At 69.0% G+C, this 15,036-nt stretch carries 13 protein-coding genes and 1 riboswitch; of the genes, 9 read left to right on the top strand and 4 right to left on the bottom strand.

All coding sequences use genetic code 11. The annotated features are described in order from the left end of the window. Positions 1 to 12: 12 nt before the first annotated feature. The 3 genes from E8A49_RS23235 to E8A49_RS17615 all read left to right on the top strand — a co-directional run bounded on the left by E8A49_RS23235 (position 13) and on the right by E8A49_RS17615 (position 3,372). The gene (locus tag E8A49_RS23235; RefSeq protein WP_366928835.1) at positions 13 to 321 is read left to right on the top strand and encodes a helix-turn-helix domain-containing protein; all 309 of its coding nucleotides are present in this window, start codon (positions 13 to 15) and stop codon (positions 319 to 321) included. 28 nt (positions 322 to 349) lie between these two features. Continuing rightward, positions 350 to 445, top strand: a riboswitch (TPP riboswitch). 318 nt (positions 446 to 763) lie between these two features. Then, on the top strand, positions 764 to 2,599 hold the full coding sequence (gene thiC / locus E8A49_RS17620) for a phosphomethylpyrimidine synthase ThiC (protein WP_293384458.1): 1,836 nt from the start codon (positions 764 to 766) through the stop codon (positions 2,597 to 2,599). A 23-nt stretch (positions 2,600 to 2,622) separates the two neighbouring features. Continuing rightward, complete coding sequence (locus tag E8A49_RS17615; protein WP_293384455.1) at positions 2,623 to 3,372, top strand: pentapeptide repeat-containing protein; 750 nt, start codon at positions 2,623 to 2,625, stop codon at positions 3,370 to 3,372. An 11-nt stretch (positions 3,373 to 3,383) separates the two neighbouring features. Here E8A49_RS17615 and E8A49_RS17610 read toward each other — a convergent pair whose 3' ends face one another. Next, entirely contained in the window at positions 3,384 to 3,593 is a 210-nt protein-coding gene (locus E8A49_RS17610; RefSeq protein ID WP_293384452.1) for a hypothetical protein, read from the bottom strand. 173 nt (positions 3,594 to 3,766) lie between these two features. On the opposite strand from E8A49_RS17610, the gene E8A49_RS17605 reads away from it, so the two are divergent. Next, positions 3,767 to 5,185 carry a M20 family metallopeptidase gene (locus tag E8A49_RS17605; protein ID WP_293384449.1) on the top strand — a complete coding sequence of 473 codons (1,419 nt, stop codon included), beginning with the start codon at positions 3,767 to 3,769 and terminating at the stop codon, positions 5,183 to 5,185. A gap of 331 nt (positions 5,186 to 5,516) precedes the next feature. Here the strand turns inward: E8A49_RS17605 and E8A49_RS17600 are convergent, their stop codons facing one another. Beyond that, entirely contained in the window at positions 5,517 to 5,957 is a 441-nt protein-coding gene (locus E8A49_RS17600) for a cupin domain-containing protein (RefSeq protein WP_293384446.1), read from the bottom strand. Between the two features lie 88 nt (positions 5,958 to 6,045). Here E8A49_RS17600 and E8A49_RS17595 point away from each other — a divergent pair, with 88 nt between their 5' ends. Both E8A49_RS17595 and E8A49_RS17590 read left to right on the top strand, forming a co-directional pair. Further along, positions 6,046 to 6,915 (top strand): SDR family NAD(P)-dependent oxidoreductase, encoded by an 870-nt coding sequence (locus E8A49_RS17595; RefSeq protein ID WP_293384443.1) that lies wholly within the window; start codon positions 6,046 to 6,048, stop codon positions 6,913 to 6,915. 86 nt (positions 6,916 to 7,001) lie between these two features. Next, the gene (locus tag E8A49_RS17590; protein ID WP_293384440.1) at positions 7,002 to 7,331 is read left to right on the top strand and encodes a copper-binding protein; all 330 of its coding nucleotides are present in this window, start codon (positions 7,002 to 7,004) and stop codon (positions 7,329 to 7,331) included. Positions 7,332 to 7,551: 220 nt separating this feature from the next. On the opposite strand, the gene E8A49_RS17585 is transcribed toward E8A49_RS17590, so the two are convergent. Next, a complete protein-coding gene (locus tag E8A49_RS17585; protein ID WP_293384437.1) occupies positions 7,552 to 8,445 on the bottom strand; it encodes a hypothetical protein in 894 nt (297 codons plus the stop codon). Between the two features lie 440 nt (positions 8,446 to 8,885). Here E8A49_RS17585 and E8A49_RS17580 point away from each other — a divergent pair, with 440 nt between their 5' ends. Together E8A49_RS17580 and E8A49_RS17575 are read left to right on the top strand one after the other, a co-directional pair. Beyond that, entirely contained in the window at positions 8,886 to 10,673 is a 1,788-nt protein-coding gene (locus E8A49_RS17580) for a long-chain-acyl-CoA synthetase (protein ID WP_293384434.1), read from the top strand. A 68-nt stretch (positions 10,674 to 10,741) separates the two neighbouring features. Then, positions 10,742 to 12,064, top strand: a complete 1,323-nt coding sequence (locus tag E8A49_RS17575; protein WP_293384430.1) for an amidohydrolase — start codon at positions 10,742 to 10,744, stop codon at positions 12,062 to 12,064. Here E8A49_RS17575 and E8A49_RS17570 read toward each other — a convergent pair. Then, positions 12,048 to 12,833: a hypothetical protein gene (locus tag E8A49_RS17570; RefSeq protein ID WP_293384427.1), complete on the bottom strand. Its 786-nt coding sequence runs from the start codon at positions 12,831 to 12,833 to the stop codon at positions 12,048 to 12,050. The genes E8A49_RS17575 and E8A49_RS17570 overlap by 17 nt on opposite strands. A gap of 145 nt (positions 12,834 to 12,978) precedes the next feature. Here E8A49_RS17570 and uvrC point away from each other — a divergent pair, with 145 nt between their 5' ends. Then, entirely contained in the window at positions 12,979 to 14,844 is a 1,866-nt protein-coding gene (gene uvrC / locus E8A49_RS17565; protein ID WP_293384424.1) for an excinuclease ABC subunit UvrC, read from the top strand. Positions 14,845 to 15,036: the final 192 nt, after the last annotated feature.

Below are 15,036 nucleotides of genomic sequence, written 5' to 3'. Positions count from 1 at the left end.
TAATTGTCAGCCGTGACTGACAATCTGCCCCGTCTCTTTACGGAAGAGGAGGCTGCGGCCTACCTCCGCCTCAATCCTCGGACGCTGGCGCGCCTTCGCCAAGCCGGCGAGATCCGTCACATCAAGATCGCCGCGAGGCGCTACCGCTACCTTGAAGAACACCTGATCGCGTTTCTCGCGGCGCGGGGTGCCGGACCGAAGTCGGAAGAGCCGCCATTACACGGACCGATCAGCCCGTCGAAATCAAGAAAGCGGGTTCTCCCTGACTCACGCGTTCCGTTCTTTCCTAAGCCTCGCAGAAGAGATCCACGCCGAGATTGATTGACCCGTCATGCGGACTGCGCGACGTTGTCTTCAGCCGGGGTGCCCATGATAGCGGGCTGAGATCATACCCGTTGAACCTGCCTGGGTCGTGCCAGCGAAGGGAGCCAGAATGAATTGTAAGAACCCTTAGATCGCTCGCCCCGTAAGGGGCGAAAACGCCGCCCGCCTAACCTGTCTCAGGTTAAGCGGGCAGATAGTCAGGCAAAATTGACTGACTTAGAAGTTGAAGGATTTCAGGGAGTTAGGCGGATTTGAACGGACTGGAGCGCACTTTTTGCGTGTGAGTTGCGTGCGAGTCCGGGTTCTCTAAGTCCATGAAGTTATTGAATTTGTTGGATAACATAACGATGTTATCCGCCTGATCCGGGTCATGCCGGCGAAGGGAAGGACCAGCCCTCCTGACCGACGCCCGTGATCCGTCCGCACGGAGCGCCACGCCATGAACAAGCCCGCCGGTCCTCTCGAACCCGCCCAGATCCCCACCGGCGAGCGGCCGGGGTCGAAGAAGGTCTATCAGGCGGGCAGCCTGTGGCCTGACATCCGGGTGCCGTTCCGCGAGGTGGCCGTCCACCCCTCGGCGAACGAGCCGGCGCTGACGCTCTACGACCCCTCCGGTCCCTACACCGACCCCACCGTCAGCATCGACATCGAGAAGGGCCTCTCGAAGACCCGCGAGCCCTGGGTGGTCTCCCGCGGCGATATCGAGGTCGTGGAAAATCCCCGCGAGGTGAAGCCGGAGGACAACGGCTTCGCGAGAGGCGCGCACCTGGCGCCCCAGTTCACCGCCCAGCGCCGCGTCTACCGCGCCAAGGCCGGCGCCAATGTCACCCAGCTCGAATATGCGAGAAGGGGGCTGATCACCCCCGAAATGGAATACGTGGCCATCCGCGAGAACCTGCGCCGCCAGTCCGGCGACTTCTGCATCCGCGATGGGGAGGACTTCGGCGCCGAGATCCCCGACCACTGCACCCCGGAGTTCGTGCGCGACGAGATCGCCCGCGGCCGGGCCATCATCCCGGCCAACATCAACCACACCGAGCTCGAGCCGATGATCATCGGCCGCAACTTCCTCGTGAAGATCAACGCCAACATCGGCAACTCGGCCGTGCTCAGCCACGTGGCCGACGAGGTCGACAAGCTCGTCTGGGCGACCCGGTGCGGCGCCGACACGGTCATGGACCTCTCCACCGGCCGCAACATCCACAACATCCGCGACTGGATCGTGAGGAACAGCCCCGTGCCGATCGGCACGGTCCCGATCTACCAGGCCCTGGAGAAGGTGAACGGCGTCGCCGAGGACCTGACGTGGGAGGTGTTCCGCGACACCCTGATTGAACAGGCCGAGCAGGGCGTTGACTACTTCACCATCCACGCGGGCGTGCGGCTCGCCTATGTGCCGCTGACCGCCACGCGGGTGACCGGCATCGTTTCGCGGGGCGGCTCGATCATGGCCAAGTGGTGCCTGTCGCACCACCGCGAGAACTTCCTCTACGAACACTTCGAAGACATCTGCGAGATCATGAAGGCTTATGACGTGTCCTTCAGTCTCGGCGACGGCCTGCGGCCTGGCTGCATCGCCGACGCCAATGACGCGGCCCAGTTCGGCGAGCTGGAGACCCTGGGCGAGCTCACCCAGATCGCCTGGAAGCACAACGTCCAGACCATGATCGAAGGCCCCGGCCACGTGCCGATGCACAAGATCAAGGCCAACATGGACAAGCAGCTGAAGACTTGCGGCGAGGCGCCGTTCTACACCCTGGGTCCGCTGACCACCGACGTGGCTCCCGGCTACGACCACATCACCAGCGCCATCGGCGCGGCCATGATCGGCTGGTTCGGCACGGCCATGCTCTGCTACGTGACGCCCAAGGAGCACCTGGGCCTGCCCAACCGCGACGACGTCAAGGTGGGCGTCATGACCTACAAGCTCGCCGCCCACGCCGCCGACCTCGCCAAGGGCCACCCGACCGCGCGCGCCTGGGACGACGCCATCTCCAGAGCCCGCTTCGAGTTCCGCTGGGAGGACCAGTTCAACCTCGGCGTCGACCCGGAAACCGCGCGCGAATACCACGACGAAAGCCTGCCGAAGGAGGCGTTCAAGACCGCCCACTTCTGCTCCATGTGCGGCCCCAAGTTCTGCTCGATGAAGATCAGCCAGGACATCCGCGACGCCGCACGAGGCCAGAACGACGTTGACGCCGGCATGGCCGAGATGGCCGAGAAGTTCCGCGACAGCGGCGGGGAGATCCTGGTCCCGGTGGCGCCGGCGGAATAGCTCCGCCGGGACGCACCGAAACAATGGCCGACCTTCCTGACCTCGAAGCCGGCGGAGCCTACGAAGGCCTGGACCTGTCGGCCTACGGCTTCGCCGAGCGGGACCTGACGGACGTCAAGCTCACGGCCTGCACGCTCGCCGACGCTCAGCTCAGCGCCGTCATCTTCCAGGGCGCCCGGTTCACCGAGTGCCGGTTCACCCGCTGCCGGTTCGCCCATGCCGACCTGCGCGAGACGGCGTTCATCCGTTGCAACCTCGCCGATCCGGACAGCCATTCAGGCGTCGAGATCGCCTTCTCCCAGCTCGACCGGGCGGTGTTCGAGGCCTGTGACCTGTCCTTCGCCGACGTCTCCCGCACCAGCGCGTGGTCGGCGGCGTTCAGGGAGACGAACCTCCGTGGGGCGCGCTTCCACCGGGCCGACTTCACCCGCGCGATCGGTCCGAGGACCCTGCACACCGCCGCGGTGTTCGCCCGCTGCAATCTGGAGCTGGCCGACCTGTCGGACGCGGTGCTGAAGGGCTGCGACCTGTCCGGCTCGTCCCTGCGCGAGGCCGACCTGACGGAGGCGGATCTTTCGGGCGCGGACCTGACCGGCTGCGACCTTTTCCAGGCGCTGACCGCCGGCGCGAAGCTGGCCGGCGCCGACCTGCGCGGCGCGGAGGTCTCCGGCCTCAACCTGGCGGAGCTTGGCAGCTATAGCGGGATGAAGGTGACGCTATCGCAGCAGCAGGCCCTGCTGAACGCCATGGGCCTGGACGTGCACGCGGGCTAGCCGCGGGGGGCCTAGTCGCGCTGGATGCGCGCCTTGATCTTGGTCTCGGCGGGCCAGACGCGCAGGGCGACCGCCAGGGTCACCGAACCTAGCACCGCGCAGGCCGCGCCGGCCCATTGCACCGGGTTCATGCCTTGCGCCGCATAGTGGCCGGCCAGGGCGCCGGTGATCACCACCACGAAGGCGGAGGCCCATTCGGCGAACTCTTTCCAGTTGATCATGGCGAGGTCCCTGAGATCTGGCGCGCAGGCGCGGACGATAAGCGACTCGCACCTAAGCCGCCTGTTGTTTACCGAAAGCCTTCCAGGCGCCGCGATGCGGCATTGGGGCGCACGAGCCGCCCAGCTATAGGGATTGGGTCGCCCCTTCCAGCCCCAGCCTCACGAGCCCCGCAATGGATGACGCCGCCCTCAACCAGTTCACCGCCGAGGTCTGGGACCATGAGATCACGCCGGCGCTGGTCGACTACATCCGCATCCCGGCCAAGTCGCCCGCCTTCGATCCGGACTGGGAGAAGAGCGGCTTTATCGACCAGGCCGTCGAGCACATGGCCGGCTGGGCCCGCGGCAAGCTGGCCGACCTGCCCGGCGCGACCCTGGAGGTCGTCCGCCTGGAGGGCCGCACGCCGGTGATCCTGATCGAGGCGCCGGGCGACGTCGACGACACCGTCTTGCTCTACGGCCACCTCGACAAGCAGCCGGAGATGACCGGCTGGTCCGAAGGCCTCGGCCCCTGGGAGCCGGTGATCAAGGACGACAAGCTCTACGGCCGCGGCGGCGCCGACGACGGTTACGCCATCTACGCCTCGGTCACCGCGCTCCTGGCCCTGCAGGCGCAGGGGGTGAAGCGCGCCCGCTGCGTGGTGCTGATCGAGGCCTGCGAGGAGAGCGGCTCCTACGACCTGCCGGCCTATGTCGACCACCTGGCGGCGCGGATCGGCTCGCCCTCGCTGGTGATCTGCCTGGATTCCGGCTGCGGCAACTACGATCAGCTCTGGCTGACCACGTCCCTGCGCGGCCTGGCCGGCGGCCTGCTCAGCGTCGAGGTGCTGACCGAAGGTGTCCATTCCGGCGACGCCTCGGGCGTGGTGCCCGACAGCTTCCGCCTGGCCCGCGCCCTGCTCTCGCGCCTGGAGGATGAGGCGACGGGGGCGATCAAACCGGGGCCCTTCAACGTCGAGATCCCCGCCGAGCGGAAGACCCAGGCCAAGGTCGCCGCCCAGGCCCTGGGCGAGACCGTCTGGAAGAAGTTCCCCTTCGCCGGCCACACCGTACCGCCGACGCGCGACACCGCGGAGCTGATCCTCAACCGCACCTGGCGCCCGGCGCTGACCGTGATCGGGGCCGGCGGCCTGCCGCAGCCGGGGAACGCCGGCAATGTGCTGCGCCCCGGCACCTCGCTGGCGCTCAGCGTGCGCATCCCGCCCACCGCCGACCCGGAGGCCTGCATCTCCGCCCTGGGCCAGACCTTGACCGCCGATCCGCCGCAGGGCGCCCAGGTGCGGTTCGAAGGCAAACAGGCCAGCCCCGGCTGGAACGCCCCGCCGCTGGAGCCGTGGCTGGAGGCCGCTGTCCAGCGCGCCAGCCACGCCGTCTTCGGCCGCGAAGCGGCGATGATGGGCGAGGGCGGCACCATCCCCTTCATCGGCATGCTGGGCGAGAAGTTCCCGCAGGCGCAGTTCCTGATCACCGGCGTGCTCGGCCCGGCCTCCAACGCTCACGGGCCCAACGAATTCATCCACCTGCCCACCGGCCGCAAGGTGACCGCCGCCGCGGCCCTGATCCTGGCCGAGCACGCCGCGCGGCCGCGCTAGGACCCCTCGACGAAATCCTCCTTCCCTCGTGGGCGGGGACCATCCCCGTGGCGCGTGTCGGAGGTGGGCTTTCCCAGCCTTGCGGCTCTACCCGAAGCGCGATTTCGAGCGGAGAGCGGCCCCGTCCGCGCGCACCGCCGCTGAACGGACGCCGCCTGCAAGTCGCGGCCCGGCGCGGACGCCGGGCCGCGAAGCGCCCCCATCGGCCCGGGCGTCCAACCACCGGCCAACGATGACGTTTCAGGCGGACGCTGGACCGTCGCCGCCTGAAAGCTGGAAGCTAAAGTGCTCCGCGTCCGGCGCCATAGTGCAAATGCACTATCCTGGCGCCTCAGGACCCCGGCGGCAGCATGACGTTGAGCTCCTTGTCCCCGGCGCCGGCCAGCGAGGCGCATTGCAGTTGGGCCGGCGCGCTGGCCGAGGCGTTGCGGAAATAATGCACGGTGACGCCGGGCGGCTCATAGGTCACCGACCCCTCGGGCGCCGTCCGCTCGGGCGCGTCGCCGATCCGCGTGCGGAACGCCCCCTTGGCGACGAAGCAGATCACCGGGACCGTGTGCTTGTGGGCCGGCATCTCCTGGCCCGGCGCGAAGTCCACCCGGTTGGTCTCCACCCGCGCCACCGCCTTGGCCGGCGCGATCGGGACGACCGCCAGCGGGGTGCGCGCCGGGATCGGCGGCGCCTGGGCGAGGGCCGGCTGGGAGAAGGCCAGTTGGGCGGCCAGGATCGTCGTCGCGGCGCAAAGCCCCGCCGTAAGCTTGCAAGACATCATCGCATCGCCCCCTTGTTCGTCAGTCCGTCTCAATCCCATGGTTGACGGGCGGGCCCAAGTCCGCCGCCCGCCCAGAAGGAGCCCCGCTATGCCCGTCCAGGACCTTTCGGTCTCCCATCCCGCGCTGGAGCCCGGCGCCTCAGCGGTGATCACCGGCGCGGGCGGCGGCATTGGCCTGGCCGCCGCCAAGGCCTTCGCCCGCGGCGGCCTGAAGGTGGTGCTGGCCGACCTGCCGGGTCCGGCGCTCGACGCGGCCCAGGCCGCCGTGGCCGCCGAGGCGGCGGGCGGCGGGGACGCAGTGCTGGCCGTCGCCACCGACGTCTCCGATTTCGCCGCGGTCGAGCGCCTGCGCGGCCTCGCGGTCGAACGCTTCGGCGTCCCGGCGGTGTTGATGAACAACGCCGGCGTGGGCCTAAACCCGGGCGGCGCGGCCCAGGACCTCGACGGTTGGAAGCGGTTGATGGACATCAATTTCTGGGGCGTGGCGCACGGCCTGCACGCCTTCGTCCCGGCCATGGCGGCCAGCGGAAAGCCCGGCCTGGTGATCAATACGGGCTCGAAGCAGGGCATCACCACCCCGCCCGGCAACGCCGCCTACAACGTCTCCAAGGCCGCGCTGAAGGCGCTGACCGAACAGCTGGCGCACGAGCTGCGCAACACCGATGGCGCGCGGGTCACCGCCCACCTCCTGATCCCGGGCTTCACCTTCACCGGCATGACCGCCCGCGCGGCGGAGAAGCCGCCCGCCGCCTGGACACCGGACCAGGTGGTCGACTTCATGCTGCAGAGCCTGGCGCGCGGCGACTTCTACATCCTGTGCCCGGACAACGACGTCACCCGCCCGGTGGACGAGCGGCGCATGGCCTGGGCCATGGGGGACATCATCGAGAACCGTCCGGCGCTGTCACGTTGGCATCCCGACTGGAAGGGCCGGTTCGCGGCCTTCATGGCCCGGTAGGCATGGCCAATAGGGCGGCGCGACGCGATGGTGGAGGGCCGCCCGGGAACGCCCTATCCTGGCGCCGGCATCCAAGGAGAGACCCGATGATCCTGCGCACCGCCGTCCTGTCGCTGGTCCTGCTGGCGGCCGCCGCCCCCGCGGCCCTGGCTCAGGCGCCCGCCGACGCCGCAGCGGCCCAGCCACCGGCCGGCCGCACCGCCCAGGGGACCGGCGTGGTGGCCAGCATCGACGCGGCGGGCGGCACGGTGCAGCTGAAGCACGATCCGATCCCCGCGCTGGGCTGGCCGTCGATGACCATGGATTTCAAGGCCGCGCCGGCGCTGATCGCCAAGCTGAAGGTCGGCCAGAAGATCGCCTTCGACGTTAGTGAAGGCCATGGCGTTCCGGAGATCACCGCGATCCGCAAGCCTTAGCGCGCGGTATCGCGTGCGGCTTCAGGCCGCGCCTAAGACTAAAGACCTAGGCCTTTGGTCCAATATACGGCCCCAGCTCGACGGCGTAACCTGTGGTTGCGTCAATTGAGCTTCTCCGAGCCGCCAGACTGACTGGACCTTGTGGTTGCGGAAAAGAAGAGGGCCGCTCTCGCCACAAGAGCGGCCCTCGACGCTTTTTCTTCTCTGGATCGCCGTCGGACTATTGCGGCGGCGCCGAGGTCGGCGGGGTCGCGGGCGTAGTGTCCGACGGCGCCGCGGCGGTGGGCGCTGCCTGCTGGGCCGGCGGCGTCGCGGTCGTCGCCGGGGCCTGCGGCAGGTTCAGCACCAGCGGCGGGTTCGGCGTCGCGGCCGCGGCGGGCGGCTGGGCGGCGCTGGCGGCCGGCGGCGCGGCCTGCACCGGCGCCGGTTGGGCCTGAGTCGGGGCGTTGGCGCTCACGTCGGCGGTCTCGTCAGAGGCGCTGCGGCTGGCCGCGGCGCGGTGGCTGGCGGCGGGACGGCCCGAGCTGTGCGTCGTCGTGGTCGTAGTGGTCTTGGCCTTGGCCACCGGCGCGGGCGGCGGCGTGGTCTGGGCGAGCTGGTCGCCGCCGCTGCTGTCGGTGGTCGTGGTGGTGGTCGTCGCTCCGCCGGGGGTCAGCTCGGCCACACCGGTGTTATGCGGCTGGCTAGCGTACCAACCCGCTGCGGCCAGGCCGCCGACCAGGATGATGCCTGCGGCGATGGCGATCGGCGCCGTCGAGGTGTTGCGGCGCGCGCGGCCCGAACTCGCGAAGGCCGGACCCGCGATGAAACTGGTGTCGGTGGGATCGACGCCGCCCATCTGGTCGACGGCGGGCCGGGTCGCCACGGGATCGGCCATCATCGGCCCGGTATGCAGGGGCGCGGCCGAGACGCTGGGCGGGCTCAGGTCATCGGCGGGGGTGAAGCTGCGGGGCTCCGCCGCCACCTGGGCCGCCACGGGAGCAGGGGCGCGTCGGGCGCCGAAGCCGCGGCGCTTCTTGCCGCGCTCCCACGCCGGGATCGGCGCGAACATCGGTGTGTCCGACTCACTGTTGGTCGGGCTGTCTTCGGGGGTGGCGCTGAAATCAACAGTCATGGATAGACCCTCCAGGGATATGTCGTTCGGAGGATGGAAACGGAAAGTTCCCGTGACGGTTCCGGAATTGAAATGTAGAAGCTTGGCCGTATCTGGTCCTGGGTTCTATTTGGTCGCGAATGATCCTGTTGGCAATTCTCAACCAATACAGCCGTGTGGCGCTGGGTGATTGAGGATAACCTTTTCGACCGTGGCGGCTTCTTGGCGGCCGACGCCCCCAAATGACCTTAATTCCCCGTGGTCGAAGAGGCTCCGTTTCGTCAGGAACATTCTGGCGCCGGCGCTTGCGCAGTGGGGCCTGGGAAAGGTTCTCTTAAGGATTTGTGGCCTGAAGGTCGCGTTCGGCGGGGCGCCGCCGGCCTGCGGCGACTGGGCCGCCTGCAAAACCTTGACCCCGCCCACCGGGCGTCCGCAAGTTGGCGGGGTCGTCGGAGGTGGGGATGCCGCTCAAGGCCAGGCTTCAGCGCGATTGGCGGTTTGCGCGCGGCCTTAACCGGACGCTGAAGCGCGTGAAGTCGATCGCGTCGGACAGTCCCAACCTGATCTGCGACGACCTGCAGGCCGCTGTCGACCAGTGGCGCGACCGCAGCGCCATCACCTTCGAGGGCCGCACGCTCAGCTATGGCGAACTCGACGCCATGGCCAATCGCTTCGCCCATTGGGGCAAGGGCCAGAACCTGCGGCGCGGCCAGACCGTGGCGCTGTTCATGCCCAACCGGTTGGAATATTTCGCCATCTGGTACGGCCTGTCGAAGATCGGCGTGGTCACCGCCCTGATCAACAACCAGCTCTCCGGCCTGGCGCTGGCCCACTGCCTGAACATCTCCGCCGCAGCCTGCGTGATCGTCGATGCGGAGACCTCGCCGGTGTTCGAGGCGGCCAAGACCCTGCTGGAGAAGCCGCTGAATCAGTGGATCCTCGGCCCCGCCCACGGCGGTCAGCGTGACCTCGTCCAGGCGCTGAAGAGCTGCAGCCAGCTGCCGCCGGACAAGATCGTACGCGAGGACATCCGGGCCCACGACACCGCGCTCCTGATCTTCACCTCGGGCACCACCGGCCTGCCCAAGGCCGCGCGGATCACCCATGTGCGCGCGCAGCTCTATATGCGCGGCTTCGCCGGCGCGACGGGAGCCAAGTCCACCGACCGCATCTATGTGACCTTGCCGCTCTACCACGCCACCGGCGGCCTCTGCGCCCTGGGCGCGGCGCTGCTGAACGGCGGCTCGGTGTTCCTGCGGCGAAAGTTCTCCGCCACCCACTTCTGGGGCGAGGTGGTGGACGAGGGCTGCACCATGTTCGTCTACATCGGCGAGCTCTGCCGCTACCTGGTGAACCAGCCGCCCGGCGAGGCGGAAACCCGCCACAAGATCCGCATGGCCTTCGGCAACGGGCTGCGGCCCGACATCTGGCCGGTGATGAAGCAGCGCTTCCGCATCCCGGAGATCCTGGAGTTCTACGGATCGACCGAGGGCAATGTGTCGATGTTCAACTTCGACGGCCGCGAAGGGGCGATCGGCCGCGCGCCGAAGTGGCTGCGCAAGCGCTTCAACGTGCGCCTCGTGCAGTTCGACGTGGAGACCGAGGAGCCGATCCGCGGGACCAATGGCCTGTGCATCGAGTGCGGTCCCGGCCAGATCGGCGAGTGCATCGGCGAGATCGGCGGCGACGCCCGCAGCGAATATTCCGGCTATGTCGACAGGGCCGCGTCCGAGAAGAAGGTGCTGCACGACGTCTTCGAGAAGGGCGACCGCTGGTTCGCCACCGGCGACCTGATGAAGTCCGACGGCGACGGCTACTTTTATTTCGTCGACCGCATCGGCGACACCTTCCGCTGGAAGGGCGAGAACGTCTCCACCAACGAGGTGGCCGAGCGCCTGCTGGGCGTGGCCGGCGTCAAGGAGGCCAATGTCTACGGCGTGGCCGTGGAGGGCGCCGAGGGCCGCGCCGGCATGGCCGGCCTGGTCGTCGGCCCGGAGTTTGATATCAAGCTCTTCGGCGAAACGGTGGCCCGCGACCTGCCGCCCTACGCCCAGCCGCTGTTCGTGCGCGTCCTGCCGGCGCTGGAGACCACCGGCACCTTCAAGACCCGCAAGATGGACCTGATCGCCGACGGCTACGACCCCGGCAAGATCAAGGGCCCGCTCTACTTCAACGACGCCAAGCGCGGGTACGTGAAGGTCACCAAGGGTGTGTTCGAAAAGATCGCCGCGGGTCTGGTGAAGCTCTGAGCGCGGACGGCTCCTGGCGCGGAGCCAGCGGCTGCGGCTAAGGTGCGGCTTCAGTCAGGGGTAGCCGCATGAGTCAACACCGCGTTCTTCGATCCGTCCTGTTCGCCGGCGCAGCGGCGCTGATCGCCACGGCGGCGGAAGCCAAGATCGACGTGGCCAAGGACAAGGCCCAGATCGACGCGGCGCTGGTGCGCGACTACCCGCACCTCGAGGCCCTCTACAAGGACATCCACCAGCACCCTGAGCTCGGCTTCCAGGAGACCGAGACGGCCGCCAAGCTGGCCAAGGAGATGCGCGCCCTGGGCTTCGAGGTCACCGAGCACGTCGGCAAGACCGGCCTGGTGGCGATCTACAAGAACGGCGCCGGCCCGACGGTCATGGTGCGCACCGAACTCGATGCGCTTCCCATGGAGGAGAAGACCGGCCTGCCCTACGCCAGCCATGCGACCCAGATGTGGAACGGCAAGGTCACGCCGGTGGCGCACAGCTGCGGCCACGACATCCACATGGCCGCCTGGGTCGGCGCGGCGCAGCAGCTGGTGGCCATGAAGGCCGCCTGGCGCGGCACGCTGGAGTTTATCGCCCAGCCATCGGAAGAAACCGTCGGCGGCGCCAAGGCGATGATCGCCGATGGCTTGTTCACCCGCTTCCCCAAGCCCGACATCGGCTTCGCCCAGCATGTGGGCCCGGCCCCGGCGGGCGACGTCTTCTACCGCGCCGGGGCCAACACCTCGAACGCCGACGGCTTCGAGATCACCTTCCAGGGCCGCGGCGCGCACGGCTCGCGCCCGCAGCTCTCCATCGACCCGGTGATGGAGGCGGCCCGCTTCACGGTCGAGGTCCAGACGGTGGTCAGCCGCGAGAAGGACCCGGCGGCGTTCGGCGTGCTGGGCGTGGGCTCGATCCAGTCCGGCAGCGCCGGCAACATCATCCCCGACCAGGCGGTGCTGCGCGGCACGATCCGCAGCTATGACGACGCCACCCGCGCCCTCCTGAAGGAGGGTCTGGGCCGCACGGCCAAGGCGGTGGCCGAGATGGCCCGCGCACCGGCGCCCACGGTGGTCTTCGACCAGGGCGCCGCGGCGGTGGTCAACGACGCCGCCGTCACCGCGCGCACCGCGCCGGTCTTCCAGGCCGCCTTCGGCCCGCACGCCATCGCCGCGACCAGCCCGGGTTCGGCCAGCGAGGACTATTCGGAGTTCATCATCGCCGGCGTGCCCTCGCTCTACTGGTCGCTGGGCGGGGTCGATCCGAAGGTGGTCGCCGATTACCGCGCCAAGGGCCAGGAACCGCCCGGCAACCACACGCCGCAGTTCGCGCCGACGCCCGAGCCGTCCATCAAGACCGGCGTCGAGGCGATGACCCTGGCCGTCCTCAACGTGCTGGGCTGACCTCGCCGCGCCGGCGCCGCGCCAGCGAATCCGCCACCACCCAGGCCGCGCCGATCAGCACCAGGTTGGTGGCGTTCTCGGTCCAATAGAAGTGCCTGGTCGGGTCGGCCAGGAACAGGGGCACGTGCACCAAGGGCGTGAAGGCTGCGAACATGACGGTGAGCAGGATGGCCGCCAGCCGCGCCTGGATCCCCGTCAGGATCGCCACGCCCGCCGCGATGTGGAACACCCCGGTGGCGTAGCCCCAGAACAGCTGGCTGGGCGGCAGCCACCTGGGCACCAGGGGCGCGGTCATGCCCATGTAGGCGAAATGCGCGCCGCCGAACAGGATGGCGCTGATCCCGAAGGCGACCTGGCCGGCCTTCGTCAGGCGCCCCGCCCAGACCGGGTCGATCTTGGCGTAGGTCGCGAAGACGATCACCGCGCCCGCCGCGATGGCCAGCTGCTCGGCGGTGTTGCTGTAGGCCATGAACTGGTCGGCGTTGCGCAGGATGACCCGGCCGTCCATCACCACGACGACGAGCAGGGTGTAGTAGGCGGCCAGCGCGCCCGAGGCCCAGACGAGGGTGCGCCGCCACTCCATCGCCGCGCCGGCGACCAGCAGGAAGCCGGCGGCGGCGTAGGCCAGGATCTGCCGGTCGGGGAAGGCCTTGGGCACCGGCTGGCCGGGATCGAAATCGCGGATCGCGAAGGCCACCAGGGCCAGCGCGATCACGCCCAGGCCATAGACCCGCCAGCCCAAGGCCAGCGCCGGCTTCTCCGCGGTCATCGCCGTGTCCCCCGTCCGATCCCGAACCGTCGCAATCTTGCGCGGGGCCGCGCGCGCGCGGCCCGGAAAGCGTCGAACCGCCGCGTCGGCGAGACGAGGAGCCGCGGCCCCTGCGCGGACCAGATGACTCGCCTATATTCGCCGTATGCCGAGCGAAGTCGCCGAACCGCCCCTCAAGGGCGCGGCCCTGATCAAGGATGAGGTGACCCGCCTGCCGGACCGGCCGGGCGTCTACCGGATGATGGGCGAGGACGGCGAGGTCCTCTACGTCGGCAAGGCGCGCAGCCTCAAGAAGCGGGTGATCCAGTACGCCCAGGGCCGCTTCCACACCAACCGCATCGCCCACATGGTCGACGCCACGCGGTCGATGGAGTTCGTCACCACCCGCACCGAGACCGACGCCCTGCTGCTCGAGATCAACCTGATCAAGCAGCTCAAGCCCCGCTTCAACGTCCTGCTGCGTGACGACAAGTCCTTCCCGGAGATCGTCATCCGCCGCGAGCACCCGGCGGCGCAACTGCGCAAGCACCGCGGCGCCCACACCATCAAGGGCGACTACTTCGGCCCGTTCGCATCCGCCAACGCGGTCAACAAGACGCTCAACACCCTGCAGAAGGCCTTCCTGCTCCGGTCCTGCTCCGACAGCGTCTACGAGAGCCGCACGCGGCCCTGCATGCTGCACCAGATCAAGCGCTGCGCCGCGCCCTGCACCGGCCTAGTCAGCCTGGAGGACTACGCGGGCCTGGTCGAACAGGCCGAGGCCTTCCTGCGCGGCAAGTCCCGCGCCGTGGTCGCGGGCCTCGCCGAACAGATGACCGCCGCCGCCGAGGAGATGGAGTTCGAGCGCGCCGCGCGCCTGCGCGACCGCATCCGCGCGCTGGCCTCCGTCGCCCAGGAACAGCAGATCAACCCGGAGACGGTGGACGAGGCCGACGTCTTCGCGCTCTTCGCCGAGGGCGGCCAGGCCTGCGTGCAGGTGTTCTTCTTCCGCGCCGGCCAGAACTGGGGCAACCGCGCCTATTTCCCCCGCGTGGACAAGTCCGACGAGGACGCCGACATCATGGGCGCCTTCCTGGGCCAGTTCTACGACGACAAGCCGATCCCCAAGCTGATCCTCGCCAATGTCGAGCCGGCCGAGCGCGACCTGCTGGCCGACGCCTTCTGCCTCAAGGGCGGCCGCAAGGTGGAGATCGCCAAGCCCCTGCGCGGCGAGAAGCGCCAGTTGGTCGACCACGCGCTGACCAACGCCCGCGAGGCGCTGGGGCGGAAGATGAGCGAGAGCTCGGCCCAGGCGAAGCTCTTGACGGGGGTCTGCGAGGCCTTCGGCCTGGAAGGCCCGCCGGAGCGGATCGAGGTCTACGACAACTCCCACATCATGGGGACCAACGCCGTCGGCGGCATGATCGTCGCCGGCCCCGAGGGCTTCCAGAAGAGCCAGTACCGCAAGTTCAACATCCGCGGCGCCGACATCACCCCGGGCGACGACTTCGGCATGATGAAGGAGGTGCTGCGCCGCCGGTTCGGCCGGCTGGTGAAGGAGGAAGAGGAGGGCGCCGACGCCATCCGCCCGGACCTCGTGCTGATCGACGGCGGCATGGGCCAGGTGGGCGTGGTGATGGAGATCATGGCCGACCTGGGCGTCGACGACATCCCGGTGGTCGGCGTCGCCAAGGGCCCCGACCGCGACGCGGGCCTGGAGCGGTTCTACATCCCCGGCAAGCCCTACTTCATGCTCGAGCCCAAGAGCCCGGTGCTCTACTACCTGCAACGCCTGCGCGACGAGGCCCACCGCTTCGCCATCGGCACCCACCGCACCCGCCGCGCCATCGACCTGAAGCGCAATCCCCTGGACGAGATCGAAGGCGTCGGCCCAGGCCGCAAGCGCGCCCTGCTGCAGGCGTTCGGCTCAGCGCGCGGGGTGAGCCGGGCGGGCGTGGAGGATTTGGCGAAGGTGGAGGGGGTGAGCCAGGCGCTGGCCGAGCGGATCTATGGGTTTTTTAGGAAGGGGTAGGGGGCGGGTTGAAGGTCGGCTTTGCGCCATCAGCGGACCTTGGCTTTCGGCCGATGAGCGGACATTCAGTGCGGGTGCTCGCTTTGTGGACAGTCATCTCCAGCCCGCAGGAAATCTTCCGCGCGAGCTGCCTTGAACCAGTCCGGCGTCCGCCAGCGGCCCGGGATGTGTACCTCACCCCAGGCGGACAGC

This window comes from Phenylobacterium sp. (genome assembly GCF_004799515.1).
Lineage (GTDB): Bacteria > Pseudomonadota > Alphaproteobacteria > Caulobacterales > Caulobacteraceae > Phenylobacterium.
This window is presented reverse-complemented; position numbering and strand designations above follow the sequence as displayed.

What these genes read in the sequence shown, in the direction of transcription:
- thiC (WP_293384458.1), top strand. Translation starts at nt 764, where the DNA reads ATGAACAAGCCCGCCGGTCCTCTCGAACCCGCCCAGATCCCCACCGGC.
- E8A49_RS17615 (WP_293384455.1), top strand. Translation starts at nt 2,623, where the DNA reads ATGGCCGACCTTCCTGACCTCGAAGCCGGCGGAGCCTACGAAGGCCTG.
- E8A49_RS17610 (WP_293384452.1), bottom strand. Translation starts at nt 3,593, where the DNA reads ATGATCAACTGGAAAGAGTTCGCCGAATGGGCCTCCGCCTTCGTGGTG.
- E8A49_RS17605 (WP_293384449.1), top strand. Translation starts at nt 3,767, where the DNA reads ATGGATGACGCCGCCCTCAACCAGTTCACCGCCGAGGTCTGGGACCAT.
- E8A49_RS17600 (WP_293384446.1), bottom strand. Translation starts at nt 5,957, where the DNA reads ATGATGTCTTGCAAGCTTACGGCGGGGCTTTGCGCCGCGACGACGATC.
- E8A49_RS17595 (WP_293384443.1), top strand. Translation starts at nt 6,046, where the DNA reads ATGCCCGTCCAGGACCTTTCGGTCTCCCATCCCGCGCTGGAGCCCGGC.
- E8A49_RS17590 (WP_293384440.1), top strand. Translation starts at nt 7,002, where the DNA reads ATGATCCTGCGCACCGCCGTCCTGTCGCTGGTCCTGCTGGCGGCCGCC.
- E8A49_RS17585 (WP_293384437.1), bottom strand. Translation starts at nt 8,445, where the DNA reads ATGACTGTTGATTTCAGCGCCACCCCCGAAGACAGCCCGACCAACAGT.
- E8A49_RS17580 (WP_293384434.1), top strand. Translation starts at nt 8,886, where the DNA reads ATGCCGCTCAAGGCCAGGCTTCAGCGCGATTGGCGGTTTGCGCGCGGC.
- E8A49_RS17575 (WP_293384430.1), top strand. Translation starts at nt 10,742, where the DNA reads ATGAGTCAACACCGCGTTCTTCGATCCGTCCTGTTCGCCGGCGCAGCG.
- E8A49_RS17570 (WP_293384427.1), bottom strand. Translation starts at nt 12,833, where the DNA reads ATGACCGCGGAGAAGCCGGCGCTGGCCTTGGGCTGGCGGGTCTATGGC.
- uvrC (WP_293384424.1), top strand. Translation starts at nt 12,979, where the DNA reads ATGCCGAGCGAAGTCGCCGAACCGCCCCTCAAGGGCGCGGCCCTGATC.